The sequence below is a fragment of the Ramlibacter sp. G4-7 genome, assembly GCF_057784995.1.
Genome location: NZ_JBYNTT010000007.1, coordinates 172,417 through 185,631, shown reverse-complemented (window position 1 = coordinate 185,631; position 13,215 = coordinate 172,417). Strand labels below are relative to the sequence as shown.

Annotated in this window: 13 protein-coding genes; 4 read left to right on the top strand and 9 right to left on the bottom strand. The window is 71.0% G+C overall.

The window, feature by feature from the left end:
* Positions 1 to 2 precede the first annotated feature (2 nt).
* Positions 3 to 2,516 (top strand): ATP-binding response regulator, encoded by a 2,514-nt coding sequence (locus AC3EGR_RS11890; RefSeq protein ID WP_488546683.1) that lies wholly within the window; start codon positions 3 to 5, stop codon positions 2,514 to 2,516.
* A 45-nt stretch (positions 2,517 to 2,561) separates the two neighbouring features.
* Here the strand turns inward: AC3EGR_RS11890 and AC3EGR_RS11885 are convergent, their stop codons facing one another.
* The 3 genes from AC3EGR_RS11885 to AC3EGR_RS11875 are packed head-to-tail and all read right to left on the bottom strand — an operon-like array spanning position 2,562 to position 5,712.
* Positions 2,562 to 3,539 (bottom strand): Bug family tripartite tricarboxylate transporter substrate binding protein, encoded by a 978-nt coding sequence (locus tag AC3EGR_RS11885; protein ID WP_488546682.1) that lies wholly within the window; start codon positions 3,537 to 3,539, stop codon positions 2,562 to 2,564.
* A 27-nt stretch (positions 3,540 to 3,566) separates the two neighbouring features.
* Positions 3,567 to 4,760 carry a CaiB/BaiF CoA transferase family protein gene (locus tag AC3EGR_RS11880; RefSeq protein ID WP_488546681.1) on the bottom strand — a complete coding sequence of 398 codons (1,194 nt, stop codon included), beginning with the start codon at positions 4,758 to 4,760 and terminating at the stop codon, positions 3,567 to 3,569.
* On the bottom strand, positions 4,753 to 5,712 hold the full coding sequence (locus AC3EGR_RS11875; protein ID WP_488546680.1) for a hydroxymethylglutaryl-CoA lyase: 960 nt from the start codon (positions 5,710 to 5,712) through the stop codon (positions 4,753 to 4,755). The genes AC3EGR_RS11880 and AC3EGR_RS11875 overlap by 8 nt, the downstream gene beginning before the upstream one ends.
* Before the next feature lie 74 nt (positions 5,713 to 5,786).
* Between AC3EGR_RS11875 and AC3EGR_RS11870 the strand changes: the two genes are divergently transcribed.
* On the top strand, positions 5,787 to 6,689 hold the full coding sequence (locus AC3EGR_RS11870) for a LysR family transcriptional regulator (protein ID WP_488546679.1): 903 nt from the start codon (positions 5,787 to 5,789) through the stop codon (positions 6,687 to 6,689).
* Positions 6,686 to 8,689 carry an aconitase family protein gene (locus AC3EGR_RS11865; protein ID WP_488546678.1) on the top strand — a complete coding sequence of 668 codons (2,004 nt, stop codon included), beginning with the start codon at positions 6,686 to 6,688 and terminating at the stop codon, positions 8,687 to 8,689. Before AC3EGR_RS11870 ends, AC3EGR_RS11865 begins: the two co-directional genes overlap by 4 nt.
* On the opposite strand, the gene AC3EGR_RS11860 is transcribed toward AC3EGR_RS11865, so the two are convergent.
* From AC3EGR_RS11860 to AC3EGR_RS11845, 4 genes are all read right to left on the bottom strand, one after another.
* A complete protein-coding gene (locus AC3EGR_RS11860) occupies positions 8,670 to 9,254 on the bottom strand; it encodes an NHL repeat-containing protein (RefSeq protein ID WP_488546677.1) in 585 nt (194 codons plus the stop codon). The genes AC3EGR_RS11865 and AC3EGR_RS11860 overlap by 20 nt on opposite strands.
* 16 nt (positions 9,255 to 9,270) lie before the next feature.
* Positions 9,271 to 9,831, bottom strand: a complete 561-nt coding sequence (locus tag AC3EGR_RS11855) for a hypothetical protein (protein ID WP_488546676.1) — start codon at positions 9,829 to 9,831, stop codon at positions 9,271 to 9,273.
* Positions 9,832 to 9,897: 66 nt separating this feature from the next.
* Positions 9,898 to 10,092, bottom strand: a complete 195-nt coding sequence (locus AC3EGR_RS11850) for a hypothetical protein (RefSeq protein WP_488546675.1) — start codon at positions 10,090 to 10,092, stop codon at positions 9,898 to 9,900.
* Between the two features lie 181 nt (positions 10,093 to 10,273).
* Positions 10,274 to 10,903, bottom strand: a complete 630-nt coding sequence (locus AC3EGR_RS11845) for an HAD family hydrolase (RefSeq protein ID WP_488546674.1) — start codon at positions 10,901 to 10,903, stop codon at positions 10,274 to 10,276.
* 93 nt (positions 10,904 to 10,996) lie between these two features.
* Between AC3EGR_RS11845 and AC3EGR_RS11840 the strand changes: the two genes are divergently transcribed.
* A complete protein-coding gene (locus tag AC3EGR_RS11840) occupies positions 10,997 to 11,260 on the top strand; it encodes a DUF4242 domain-containing protein (protein WP_488546673.1) in 264 nt (87 codons plus the stop codon).
* Here the strand turns inward: AC3EGR_RS11840 and AC3EGR_RS11835 are convergent.
* Both AC3EGR_RS11835 and AC3EGR_RS11830 read right to left on the bottom strand, forming a co-directional pair.
* Complete coding sequence (locus tag AC3EGR_RS11835; protein ID WP_488546672.1) at positions 11,257 to 12,222, bottom strand: Bug family tripartite tricarboxylate transporter substrate binding protein; 966 nt, start codon at positions 12,220 to 12,222, stop codon at positions 11,257 to 11,259. The genes AC3EGR_RS11840 and AC3EGR_RS11835 overlap by 4 nt on opposite strands.
* A gap of 24 nt (positions 12,223 to 12,246) precedes the next feature.
* Positions 12,247 to 13,215: a zinc-binding dehydrogenase gene (locus tag AC3EGR_RS11830; protein WP_488546671.1), complete on the bottom strand. Its 969-nt coding sequence runs from the start codon at positions 13,213 to 13,215 to the stop codon at positions 12,247 to 12,249.

The following is a 13,215-nucleotide window of genomic DNA, read 5'->3' as shown; positions in this document are numbered from 1 at the left end:
CCGTGGCTCGCGTGCTGAAGAACCTGTTCCGGCGTTTCGACGCCGCGCTGCGGCAAAGCGCCAACGCCTCGGCGCGCAGCATGGTCGTCGCCGCTGCGGTCGGGGCGATCATCTTCACCGGCTACGGCATCCTGTGGCTGTACGTCGCGCCGGTCGAATACGAGAGCCTGGGCCTGCGCAGCGTGGCGGTGCTCCTGTGCCTCGCGGTGAGCCTGAGCCCGTACTGGCCGCAGCGCTGGAAGCAGCGCTTCCTGCCCTGGGCCTGGTTCGCGGCCGTGATGTACGCGCTGCCCTTCTACGCCACGTACCAGCTGCTCGGAAGCAACTATTCGGTGCTGCGCTCGATGCTCGAAGTGACGATGGTGTTCTTCGTCGTCGTCATCTTCCCGCACTACCTGCTGGCGCTCGCGACCATCCTCCTGGGCACGGGCCTGGGCGTGCTCGCCGGCTATCTCACGATCCCGAACTTCGCCACGCTGAACCACGCGATCGTGAAGTCCGTACACCTCCAGGCGATGGTCTACAGCGCGACCGCGGGCCTGCTGTTCACGCGCAGCAACCTCGAAGGCATCCTGGTGCGGCAGCGGATCCACGCGCTCAAGGACCTGGCCGGCTCCATCGCCCACGAGCTGCGCAATCCGCTCGGGCAGCTGCGCTACCGGCTGGACAGCATCGGCCGCAGCCTGCCCGGCCCGAGCACCGACGGCAAGGACCCCACCATGCCGGCGCGGCAGCTCGACGCCGTGTACAAGGAACTGGCCGAGGGCAAGCTCGCGATCGAGCGGGGCATGCAGATGATCTCCATGACCCTGGAGGAGATCCATGCGAAGCCGCTCGACACGTCACAACTGCGCTACCTCTCCGCGGCCAAGGTGACCCGCAAGGCGGTGGACGAGTTCGGCTACGAGAACGCGGCCCACCGCGAACGCGTGGAACTGCGCGTGGCCGAGGACTTCGTGTTCAAGGGCGACGAGACGCGCTACCTCTTCGTCCTGTTCAACCTGCTGAAGAACGCGCTTCACTATTTCGACGCCCACCCCGCGGCGCTGGTCACGATCACCGTGGGCAGCCACGGCGTGCGCTTCGAGGACACGGGCCCCGGCATGCGGCCCGAGGTGCTCGCCCGCGCGTTCGAGTCGTTCCATACCGCGGGCAAGGTGGGCGGCACCGGCCTGGGCCTGTCCTTCTGCAAGCGCACGATGCTCGCCTTCGGCGGCGACATCACGTGCACGTCGGAGCTGGGCCGCTTCACGCGCTTCGTGCTGCGCTTTCCCGCCGTCGACCGTGCGGAGATCGCCGCGCACGAGGCCCAGGTGGTGGAGGGCGCCCGGGCCATGTTCGCGGGCCGGCGCATCCTGGTGGTCGACGACCTGCCCGCCCTGCGCCTGACCGCGCGGGCCATGCTCAAGCCGCTGGACGCGCAGATCGAGGAAGCGGAGAACGGGCAGGAGGCCCTGGACCTGCTGGCCCGCCAGCCCTTCGATGCCATGGTGCTGGACCTGTCGATGCCGGTGCTGGATGGTTACGCCACCGCCGGCAGCATCCGCGCCGGCCGGGTTCCCGGCAGGGAGCGCCTGCCCATCGTGGCGTACAGCGCGGAGTCGCCGGTCGTGGCGCTGGCGAAACTGCAGCGGGTGGGGGTCGACGTGCTGGTCGACAAGGCCTGCTCGCGGGTCGAACTGCTGGAGGCGCTCTGCCGCGTCTACCGGCAGGCCGGCCATGCGACGGATGCGCGGCTGGCCGCGGAATCCCTCGCGGGACGGACCATCCTGTTGGCCGACGACCAGGCCTTCAACCGTCGCTTCCTGCGCTCGCTGCTCGAGCAGCACGGTGTCCGCGTGCTGGAAGCCCCGGACGGCGCATCGGCCCTCGCCACGCTGCAGGCGAGCGCCGTGGACGCGATCATCACGGACATCCACATGCCCGTGCTGGACGGGATCGGGCTGGCGCGGGCCGTGCAGGAGTCGAGCCGGGCAGACAAGCCGGTGGTGATCGCGCTGAGCGCGCGCGACGACGCGGCGGCGCACGCGAAGGCGCGTGCCGCCGGGATCCGCGACTTCCTCACGAAGCCGGCCGAAGCGGACAAGCTGATCGAAACGCTGGCAAGGCACCTGGCGCACAGCGCGGGCGCCACGCGTTCAGCGGACGGCACGCTCGCCGACCTCGCGGCCGGGGGCTTGCTCGACGCCGGCCGCCTGCGCGAACTGCACCGCGTCGACGTTCCCGCGGCAGCCGTCCTCGGGGCGATGCAGGCGATCCGCGCCTCGCTCGGGAAGCTCCAGGAGGCGGTCGCTGCACGCGAGGCCGATGCCGCACGGGAGCTGCTCCATGCGCTGGTCGGAACCTGCGGCGACGTCGGGGCGCAGGCGCTGCACCAGCGGGTGAGGTCCCTGCAGCCGCTGCTGGAGCAGGCCCCGCCCGCACCGCAGGCCGGCTGGTACGAAGAGCTGGTGCGCCTGCATGCGCGCACGGAGCAGGCCCTGCGCGACGCGTATCCGCAGGGCTCCGTGGCCTGAGCAGGCCGGCCGGCCGGCGGGGGCCGGCGGCTCAGCCGCCTTGCCTCATTGCGGCTCGAGGCCGACCTTCTTCACCAGGGCCGCGAAGCGCTGCAACTCGCTGCGGAACATCGCGTTCGCCTGCTCCGTCGTGCTGACGTTGATGGTGTTGCCCTGCTTGGCCATCGCTTCCTTCACGGCCGGATCGTTGAAGGCGGCGACCACCGCGTCGTGCGCTTTCTTGACGTTGGCGGCGCTCAGGCCCTTGGGGCCGATCACGGCGAACCAGGCCTCGGCCGAGAAGTTGGCGAGGCCCTGCTCGGCGAAGGTCTGGATGTCGGGCGCGGCCGGCGTGCGCTGCGCGGTCAGCATGCCGATCGGACGCAGGGCGCCGCTCTTGATCTGGCCCTGCACGCTGGGCAGCGCCGCCGTGGCGAAGTCGATCTGCCCGCCCATCAGGTCCGTCACCATCGGGCCCACGCCCTTGTACGGGATGTGCCTGGCCGTCGCACCGCCCGCATCCAGCACCATCTCGCTGGCCAGGTGCAGGATGGTGCCGTTGCCGCCGGAGCCGAAGTTGTAGCCGCCCGGCTTGGCCTTGAGCGCGGCGAAGAACTCCTTCGCGTTGTTGACCGGCAGCTTGTTCGGGTTCACCACCAGCACCATGGGCGTGGCACCGACGACGGCGATCGGCGTGAAGTCGCCAGGCATGTCGAAGGGCAGGGACTTCAGCACGCTGGGGAAGATCACCACGTTGTTCGAGACGACCGACAGCACGCTGCCGTCGGCGGGCGAGCGTGCCAGCGCCTGCAGGCCCACGAGGCCGCCGGCGCCCGGCTGGTTGTCCACGACGACGGTGCCGCCCAGTGCCTTGCCCAGCGCGGGAGCAGCCGATCGGGTGATCGTGTCCACGCCCGAGCCGGTGGCGTTGGGCAGGATGAACTTGACGGTGGAATCGGCCAGCGCGTTGCCCGCGGTGGCAGCGGTGGCGGCGAGCGCCAGCAGCACGCTGCGGCGGGAAAAAGTGGTCTTGTGGTCTTGCATCGTCGTCTCCTTCGGATCTGGATATTGTCAGGCCACCACGGCCTGTTGCCTGAGCGCGGCGATGTCGGCCTCGGCAAGGCCCAGCGACAGCAGCAATTCCCGGCTGTGCGAGCCCAGGGCCGGCGGGTCCAGGCGCACGCCGAGCCGCTCGCCGCCGAGCGTGAACGGCAGCAGCGTGGTCTTCACGGTTTCGCCGGCGCGCGGGCCGTCGGGCAGCTTCACGTCGGCCAGGCCGCCGGTGGCGCGCAGGTGTTCGTCATCGTACAGGTCCTCGGGCCGGCGGATCGGCGCGAAGGGCAGGCCGGCCTGTTCCATCAGCGTGGCCAGTTCGTCCGCCCCGCGCCGCTCCAGCCGCTCGCGCAGCGTGGCGAGCAGGCGCGGGCGCTGCTGCACGCGCTGGTTGTTGGTGGCGAGCTCCGGCTCGGCCTTCAGGTCGGCGAAACCCAGCACGTCGCAGAACTTGAGCCACTGCGCGTCGCTGACGGCGGCCAGGAAGATCTGCTCGCCGTCCCGGACGCTGAACACGTCGTACACGGCCCAGGGGTTGTCGCGCGCCGGCAGGGGCGCGGCCGGCTTGCCGGTCACCGCGTACTGCAGCATGTGCTGGCCGACCAGGAACACGTTGTTCTCGAACAGCGCCGACTGCACCTCCATGCCGCGGCCGGTGATGCCGCGCTGGATCAGCGCGCCCAGCACGCCCACCGCGCCGAACAGGCCGCCCATGATGTCGTTGACGCTGGTGCCCGCGCGCAGCGGATCGCCGGGGCGGCCCGTCATGTACGCCAGGCCGCCCATCATCTGCACCACCTCGTCGAGCGCCGTGCGGTGGTCGTACGGGCCGGGCAGGAAGCCCTTGCAGGTCGCGTAGATCAGTTTCGGATTGGTGGCACCGAGCGAGGCGTAGTCGAGCCCGTACTTCTCCATGGTGCCCGGCTTGAAGTTCTCCGCCACCACGTCGGCACTGGCACACAGCTTGCGCGCGAGCGCCGCCCCTTCGGGCTTGTGCAGGTCGATGCCGATGCTCTTCTTGTTGCGGTTGAACATGGGGAAGAAGCCCGCGCCCGCGCCCAGCAGGCGGCGCGTGCGGTCGCCGTCGATGGGCTCGACCTTGATCACCTCCGCGCCCAGGTCCGCGAGCACCATGCCGCAGGTGGGGCCCATGACCATGTGGGTGAATTCGACGACCCGCAGGCCTTTCAGGGGAAGATTGCGTTCAGCCATGCGCGGCCTCCTTCATCGTCTTGGGCAGGCCGGTCTTCCAGATCGTGCCGTGGGTGGGTTCGCCTTCCAGCCATTGCGCGACCTTCGCGCGCAGGGCGAGCAGCTGGTCGAAATCGAGGCCGGTCTCGATTCCCATGCTGTGCAACATGTAGGTGAGGTCTTCGGTGGCGACGTTGCCGCTGGCGCCGGGCGCATGCGGGCAGCCGCCGATGCCGGCGGTGCAGGCGTCGAAGCGGGAGATGCCCAGTTGCATCGCCGCGAACACGTTGGCGAGGCCCAGGCCGCGCGTGTCGTGGAAGTGTCCGGCCACGAGCTTCTCGCCCGCCACCTTCAGCACGCGCTCGAACAGGCGCGAGACCATCGCGGGGTCGGCGTAGCCCACCGTGTCGGCGAGGCTCACGCCCTCGACGCCGAGGTCCAGCACGGCCTGCACCAGCCGCACCACCTCGTCGGGGTGGACCCGGCCCTGGATCGTGCAGCCCAGGGCGGTGCTGATGCCGACCTCGATCTGCGTCTTCGCGCCGCTGGCGTCCCGCTCGCTGCGGATGCGCGCGATCTCGGCGACCACCTCGTCGGGCGTCTTGCGCAGGTTGGCGAGGCTGTGGGCGTGGCTGGCCGACAGCGGCAGCAGCATCATCTCGGCCTTCGCCTCGAGCGCGCGCTGCGCGCCTTTCAGGTTGGGCACCAGCACCGTGGCGCGCAGGCCGGGCAGGGTCTGCGCGAAGGCAAGCACTTCCGCGGTGTCGGCCAGCTGCGGCAGCAGCTTGGGAGGCACGAAGGATCCCACCTCGATCTCGCGCTCGCCGGCGGCATAGGCGTCGCGGATCCATTCGATCTTGGCGGCGGTGGGGACGATGGTGGCCACGCTCTGCAGGCCGTCGCGCAGGCCCATCTCGCGAACGACCACGCGGCGCGGCAGGGCGGCCGTCGCGGAAAAGGGTGTCGGGTTCATGGGCGCCAGTCTAGAATTTCCCAAGCGTGCGATCTGCTCATTTTGGGAACGGCTACGTTCCGATCCGGAATACCTTGCGCGACCTCGACCTCACCACCCTGCGCCTGTTCGTCTCCGTCTGCGAGGCGGGCAACATCGCGCGCGCCGGCGAGAAGGCGAACATCGTCGGGTCGGCCATCAGCAAGCGCCTGGCCCAGCTGGAGCACCAGGTGGGCACGCCCTTGCTCGTGCGCAAGCGGCATGGCGTGTTGCCGACCCCCGCAGGGCAGACCCTGCTGGAACACGCGCGCGGCATGCTCGACGGCGCCGCCCGGATCGAACGCGACATGCAGAGCTACGTCGCCGGCGGCCGCGGGCAGGTGCGCATCTTCGCGTCGGTCTCCGCGATGACCGAATCCCTGGCCGACGACGTGGCCTCCTTCCTGCGCCGGCCGGCCCACCGCACGATCCGCGTGGACCTGGAGGAGCGCGTCAGCCCGGAGATCGTGCGCGGCGTGCGCGAAGGCCTGGCTTCGCTCGGCGTGTGCTGGGACGCGACCGACCACGCCGGGCTGCAGGCGCGGCCGTACCGGCGCGACACGCTGTGCGTCGTCGTGCCGGCGGGCCATCCGCTCGCCGCGCGCCGCCGGCTGCGCTTTGCCGATACGCTGGACTACGAGCACGTCAGCCTGCCCGTGAACAGCGCCGTGCAGCTGATGCTGCAGCGTTCCGCCGCGCAGCTCGGACGCACCGTGAACCACCGCGTGGTGGTCACGAATTTCGAAGCGGCGCTGCGCGTGGTGCACGCGGGGCTGGCCATCAGCCTGGTGCCGCGCGAAGTGGCGCAAGCCCAGGCCGCCGCCATGGGGCTGCGCCTGCTGCCGCTGGCCGAGCCCTGGGCCGAGCGGCGCTTCATCGTCTGCTACCGTCAGGCGGAGGCGCTGAGCCCCGCCGCGCAGCTCCTCGTCGACCATCTCGCCGCCCTCTCCCATCCATGAACGAAGTCCTGGCCCTCGGCCCGCAACCGCGGCTCCTGTTCCTCTCGCGCGATGCCGCCGTGCTGCACGCGCAGCTCGCCGGCCGTGCGCTGCGCCGCGCAGACGCGGGCAGCTTGCGCGACGACGTCTCGACCGACGAGATCACGCCGGTGCGCATCATGTCCCACTACGACGCGAGCCTCGCGCGCTTCCCGTACACCGGCTTCACCACGGACGACGGCACGCGCCCCATCGCCGCCGGCGCGCTGCAGGCCGGCGGCTTCCAGGTGACGGTGGCGGGCCGCCGCTACGGCAAGGGCTCCTCGCGCGAGCACAGCCCGGCGGCGGAGAAGTACGCCGGCATCCGGCTGGTGATCGCGGAGAGCTTCGAGCGCATCTATCGCCAGAATGCCGACAACATCGGCCTGTTCACCTCCACCGATTTCGCCCTGGTGCAGCGGCTGCAGCGCGGGGAAGCGATCACCATCGAGGAGCTGGTGGCCGGGCGCGATGCTCTGGCCGCCGCCATCCTGCGCAGCGGCGGCCTGCTGCGCTTCGGCCAGGCGCACCTGCGCAGCGCCGGTCCCGCGCCGGCTGCGCCCACCGGCGCGCCGCAGACGCTGTTCGCGAAGATGGTGCAGCGCCACCTGCTGCGCACGCCGGTGACGCCGCAGCTGCCGCAACCCGGCGAAGGCTGCTTCGTGCGCGCCGACTGGCGCTTCATCCACGAGTACTACACCGGCATGGCGGCGCACATGCTGCACGAGTCCCTGGGGCGGCCGCTCGCGCTGCGCGATCCGGCGTCCATCGTGGTGTTCGAGGACCACACCTCCTATGTCGACGAGAGCCCGGCGCACGCCGGCTCGCCGCTGCTGCCCAACGTGCACGCCATGTGCGAGGCGCAGCGCAGCTTCGCCCGCGACTACGGCCTGCGCCAGCACCGCACGCTGACGGAAGCCGAAGCGCGCAGCGACGCGGGCGGCAATGCCGCGGGCATCTCGCACGCGATGATGGCGGAGCACTACGCGCTGCCCGGGCAGCTGGTGGCCGGCACCGATTCGCATACGCCGCACAGCGGCGCGCTGGGCTGCGTCGCCTTCGGCGTCGGCACCTCCGACATGGCCAATGCCTTCGTCACCGGCGCGGTGCGCCTGACCATGCCGCAGGTACTGCGGGTGGAACTCGAAGGCGCGCTGCCCGCCGGCGTCGCCGCCAAGGACATCGCGCTGCACCTGCTGCAGCTGCCGGCGATCCGCGCCGGCGGCGGCGTCGGCAAGGTGTTCGAGTTCGCCGGGCCCGTGATCCGCGCGCTCTCGATCGACGAGCGCGCGACGCTGACCAACATGACGGCGGAGCTCGGTGGGCTGACCGGGATCGTGGCGCCGGACGAAGAGACGGTGCGCTTCCTGCAGGAGCGCCGCGGTGTCGCCTTTCGCGTCGAGGACTGGATGCGCAGCGACCCGGGCGCGGCGTACGCGGACGTGCTCCGCGTGGACTGCACGGCCTTGTCACCCATGGTGGCGCGTCCCGGCGATCCGGGCAACGGCGTGCCGCTCGCGCAACTGGGCGAGCGTGTCCGCGTCGACATCGCCTACGGCGGCTCCTGCACGGCCGGCAAGCGCGAGGACTTCGACCAGTACCACGCCGTCCTCGCCTGGGGCCTCGACCACGGCCTGCGCGTGCCGGAGCACGTGCAGCTGTACCTGCAGTACGGCACCACCGCGGTGCGGGACTACTGCGTCGCGCGCGGCTACGACCGCACCTTCGCGGCGGCCGGCGCGCGCATCCTGCAGCCCTCGTGCGGCGCCTGCGCCAACTGCGGCCCGGGTTCGTCGACGGACGCGTCGCAGGTCACGGTGAGCGCGATCAACCGCAATTTCCCCGGCCGCTCCGGACCCGGCCAGGTGTGGCTGGCGAGCCCGGCCACGGTGATGGCCAGCGCACTGGCGGGAGAACTGCGGTCCTGGGCGGAGCTGCAGGACGGCGCCGCCCGCGGTGGCCTCAGCCGCGCGGGAGCGTGATCCTGCGGATCTTGCGGTTGCCCATGTCGGCCACCAGCAGCGCGCCGCTCGCGTCCAGCACCAGCCCCGAAGGCATGCTGAAGGTCGCGGCAGCGGCGTCGCCGTCGGCGTCGCCGGGGCGTCCCGTGCCGGCGAGCACCGAGCTCACGCCGGCGGGCGTGATCCTGAGGATGCGGTTGCCGTAGGGATCGGCCACGTAGGTGTTGCCGGCCGCATCGGTGGCGCGGTCCGCCGGGTGCGGGAAATCGATCGTGTCGTTCCCGATGCTGGACACCTGGCCGTCGGCGACCAGCCGCGTGCCGTTGCTGCTGCCGAAGTCGGCGACGTGCAACCGGGCGTCCGCGTCGAGCGCCAGTGCATGCGGCATGAAGAACTCGGCGGCCGCGGCGCTGCCATCGGCCGTGCCGAACGCGCCCGAGCCGGCGACGGTGCTCACGCAGGCGCCGCTGCCGCAAGGCGCGGGCAGTGGCGCATCCCCCGTGCCGCCGTCACCGCCGCAGGCAGTGAACAGGCACAGCGCCATCGCACCTTCGACGGGGACGGCCCACGCGCGCCTGGGTGCCATCGTCTGCCCTTCGCGTTCAGCGGCTCGCGGCCGCAGCCGGCAGCCCGGTCGTGGGCGCGCCGATCGGGCGCAGGCGGGGCAAGGCCATCGACTCGGCGCGGTGCACCGACATCTGGATGCCGGAGATCGTGTCTTCGGCGGCTTCGCGGTACAGGAGCTGCCCGTTGAGCGAAGCGCCGCGGCCCTCGATCTTCAGCAGCGCGGTGGCCAGCGCGGCGTCGCCTTCGCCTTCGGGCGCAGGGCCGAGGTGGAGGTAGCCGCCGCGGATCGTCCCGGCCACCGGCACGCGCAGTTCCGAGCACCCCCCGGCGCGGCAGTGCCGGATCGCCAGCAGCCCGCGCACCTCACGCAGTTGCTGTTCGATCACCACGCCGACTTCGGTCCATTCGCCCGGAACGGGCAGATGACCCGTGCCCAAACCTTTCCAGCCGCCGGCAATGTTTACCCCTCGATACCGCCAGCGGCGCCACAGGGGCAGGGCGATCCGGACCCAGAAGTCCGCGAGGAACAGGAGCGTGAGCGTCGCCAGCACGGCGGCGAGGGCGCCCAGGATGATGTAAAGGAGGTTCTCTTCCATGCGCCCACTGTGTCATGCAAGCGGCACGTGGCTGTTTGCGGGTGCAACCGCGCGGCCCGCGCGAAGCTACTCCTCGGTTCCCTGCCGCAGCTTCATGGACGCCTCGTTGGTGGCGTCCATGGCGGTGAGCCACTCCCGCAGCAATTCGGTGTTGCCGGGAGTCCGGTGCACGGCTTCACGGGCGCTTTTCTCGGCGGCGAGGGCCGCCTTGAACTCGTCCATCAACAACCGCGCGCGCTCGCTGCGGGAGTCTGCAGACATGGTCTGCATGCTACGCGTCGGCATCGCCGCCGCGCAAGGAACGCCCACGACGACAGCGGTAGCAATCGGGCAAAAGACTGTATAGAATCACAGTACCGGCGAGAGACTCCTGGTCCTCGCGGTTGCCATTCAGGCCGCGGCGCCCGCAAGCGTGCCGCGGCCTTCTTTTTTCCCGGCGCGCTTACGCGTCGAGCAGTCGGCGCGCCACGAGCGCGGAGCGCACGTCCGCCGGCTTTCCGACAAGGACCGCCTGCAGGCCGAGCGCACGGGCGGCTTCCACGTTCGGCGCGAGATCGTCGAACAGCAGCACCTGCGCCGCGGGCACGCCGATCGCCTGCAGCACGTGCGCGAAGCTTTCCGGCTGCGGCTTGCGATGGCCGATCTCGTGCGAGGTGAAGACGTGGTCGAAGCGGTCCAGGAAGCCGGGGAAGGCCCGTCGCATGTGCAGGACATGGGCCGGGTTGGTGTTGCTGATGGCGTAGCGGGGCACGCGGCCGCGCAGCGCTTCCAGCAGCGCCACCGTCTCCGCGATCTCGCCGATCAGGATGGCGTTGAAGCCGGCCTCCACCTGCGCGAGATCGCACTCCAGTTCCAGCGCGTGGCGCAGGTGGGCGAAGAAGCCGGCGTCGTCCAGCCGCCCGGTTTCGTGGTGGCGGAAGGGCTCGTCGAAGGCAAAGCGCGCGCGCACCGCCTCGGGCGGCAGGCGGGAGTAGGGGCTCCACGCGGCCAGCGCGCGGTCGAAGTCGATGTCCAGCAGCACGCCGCCCAGGTCGAACAGGACGGCGCGCACGGGCGGGGGGCTCTCGTGCATGCGCGCATTCTCCCCCGCAGCGTGCGGGGCTTGCGTTCGCGGCGGCACGGCGGCCACACTGGCGCTCCCATCCCATCCAGCAGGAGTCGCGTCATGGAAGTCTTCATGGTCGAGCGTTCGCTCAAGGGCATTCCCATGGACCAGCTCGCGGCCGCGCAGCAGCGCGCCATCCGCACCGCCGCGGAGATGACCGCGGCCGGCACGCCCATCAAGTACCTGCGCTCCACCTTCGTGCCGGAAGACGGCCGCTGCATGTGCCTGTTCGAAAGCGGCACCTGCGAGAACGTCGAGGCGCTCAACCGCAAGGCGCAGATCCCGTTCGACACGGTGCGCCCCGCCCTCGATCTGCGGCCTTAGTCCGCCTTCGCCCCCGAGTCCTTGGCCAGCTTCGCCCAGAAGCGGTTCTCCGCCTTGATGAACTCGGCGAAGTCCGCGGGCGAGGCGGAGGCCGAGACGTCCGTGCCTTCGCGTGCGAGCGCCGCCTTGACCTCGGGCTTCTGCAGGGCGACGGCGGTCGCGTCGAACAGCTTCTTCACGATCTCGGGCGGCGTGCCCTGCGGCACGAAGAAGCCGTACCAGAAGTCCATCTTGTAGGCCGGCAGTCCGGCCTCTTTCATCCCGGGAAGCTCGGGCACGAGCGGGAAGCGGTCGGTGGTCGTCACGCCCAGGCCCACGAGACGGCCGGCCTTGATCTGCGGCAGCACCGAGGGCGGCGTGGCGAAGGTGACCTGCGTGTCGCCGGCGATGACCGACTGCACCGAGGGCGCGCCGCCCTTGAACGGGATGCCCACCAGGTCCACGCCGGCGAGCTGGTTGAACAGCACGCCGCCCAGGTGCGGTGCCGAGCCCATGCCGGCATGCGCGAAGTTCACCTTGCCCGGGTTCTTCTTCGCGTACTCGACCAGCTCCGGGATGCTCTTGATGCCCAGTTGCGGGTTCGCCGCGACCACCAGCGGCGAGGCGGTCAGCTTGCCCACCGGCACCAGGCTTTGCACCGTGGGGGCGCGCTTCGGGTCGATCGCCGGGTTCACCGAGATCGCGCTGGGGCTGGCGATCAGCACCGTGTAGCCGTCGGGCGGCGCCTTGGCCACGAAGTCGGCCGCGAGGCTGGAGCCGGCGCCGGGCTTGTTGTCGATCACCACCGGTTGCCCCAGCGCGCGGCTGAGCGCATCGCCGACGCTGCGGCCCACGTAATCCGCCGCGCCGCCGGGGGTGAAGCCCACGACCAGCTTGATCGGCCGGTCCGGCCAGTTCTGCGCCGCGGCGCTGCCGCACAGGCCAAGGGCCAGCGCCAATCCGGCGACTGCTTTCGTGAGCATGGGGTGTCTCCTTTTGTTCGTGGACTACGGGGCGATCACGATCTTGCCGACGTGGGCGTTGGCCTCCATGTGCGCGCGCGCGGCGGGCACGTCGGCGAAGCCGAACACCCGGTCGACCAGCGGCCGCAGCTGGCCGGCGGCCACCAGCGGCAGCATGTCCTGGGCAAAGCGGCGCGTGCCTTCCGCCTTCTGCGCGGGGCTGGTCATCTTCTGCGACACGCCGAACAGCACCAGCCGCTTGGCGTGCAGGGCCTGGAGGTCGATCTCCGCTTTCAGCGTCTGGTCGACGTAGCCGACGGTGGCCAGGCGCCCCTCGAAGGCGAGGCAGCGCACGCATTCGGCGAAGACGGTGCCGCCGACGTTGTTCACCACCAGGTCGACGCCGGCGCCGCCGGTGGCGTCCATCACCCGCGCGTGGAAATCGCCTTGGCGCGTGCAGATCGCCACGTCGAGGCCCAGGGCGCGCAGCTTGTCCAGTTTCTGCTGCGAGCCCGAGGTGCCGATGACCTTGGCGCCGAGCGCCTTGGCGATCTGCAGCGCGGCGACGCCGACGCCGGCGCTCACGCCGGTGACCAGCAGCCAGCCGCCGGCCTTGAGGCCGCCTTGCAGCACGAGCATGTCGTGGGCGACCATGTAGGTGGTGGGCAGGCTGCCCGCTTCTTCCCACGAGAGGTTGGCGGGCACGGGCATGGCCTGCGCCTCGTCGGCCAGCACCTGTTCGGCGAGCGCGCCGGGAAAGCGGCCCATGACGCGGTCGCCGGTGCGAAAGCGCGTGACTTGCGCGCCCACCTGCAGCACCTCGCCGGCGCCTTCGATGCCCATCGCCTTGCTGCTGCCCGCCTTGGCCAGGCCGCCGACGATGAACTCGCCGCGGTTGAGGCCGGCCGCACGCACGCGCACCAGCATCTGCGTGGGCCCCGGCTGGGGCACCGGCGTGTCGCGCAACTCGAGCCGGGCGTCCGTGTCCCCGACGTTCATCCACCACGCGCGCAT

What these genes read in the sequence shown, in the direction of transcription:
- AC3EGR_RS11885 (WP_488546682.1), bottom strand. Translation starts at nt 3,539, where the DNA reads ATGCAAGACCACAAGACCACTTTTTCCCGCCGCAGCGTGCTGCTGGCG.
- AC3EGR_RS11840 (WP_488546673.1), top strand. Translation starts at nt 10,997, where the DNA reads ATGGAAGTCTTCATGGTCGAGCGTTCGCTCAAGGGCATTCCCATGGAC.
- AC3EGR_RS11830 (WP_488546671.1), bottom strand. Translation starts at nt 13,215, where the DNA reads ATGCGCGCGTGGTGGATGAACGTCGGGGACACGGACGCCCGGCTCGAG.
- AC3EGR_RS11845 (WP_488546674.1), bottom strand. Translation starts at nt 10,903, where the DNA reads ATGCACGAGAGCCCCCCGCCCGTGCGCGCCGTCCTGTTCGACCTGGGC.
- AC3EGR_RS11875 (WP_488546680.1), bottom strand. Translation starts at nt 5,712, where the DNA reads ATGAACCCGACACCCTTTTCCGCGACGGCCGCCCTGCCGCGCCGCGTG.
- AC3EGR_RS11880 (WP_488546681.1), bottom strand. Translation starts at nt 4,760, where the DNA reads ATGGCTGAACGCAATCTTCCCCTGAAAGGCCTGCGGGTCGTCGAATTC.
- AC3EGR_RS11835 (WP_488546672.1), bottom strand. Translation starts at nt 12,222, where the DNA reads ATGCTCACGAAAGCAGTCGCCGGATTGGCGCTGGCCCTTGGCCTGTGC.
- AC3EGR_RS11860 (WP_488546677.1), bottom strand. Translation starts at nt 9,254, where the DNA reads ATGGCACCCAGGCGCGCGTGGGCCGTCCCCGTCGAAGGTGCGATGGCG.
- AC3EGR_RS11855 (WP_488546676.1), bottom strand. Translation starts at nt 9,831, where the DNA reads ATGGAAGAGAACCTCCTTTACATCATCCTGGGCGCCCTCGCCGCCGTG.
- AC3EGR_RS11865 (WP_488546678.1), top strand. Translation starts at nt 6,686, where the DNA reads ATGAACGAAGTCCTGGCCCTCGGCCCGCAACCGCGGCTCCTGTTCCTC.
- AC3EGR_RS11850 (WP_488546675.1), bottom strand. Translation starts at nt 10,092, where the DNA reads ATGTCTGCAGACTCCCGCAGCGAGCGCGCGCGGTTGTTGATGGACGAG.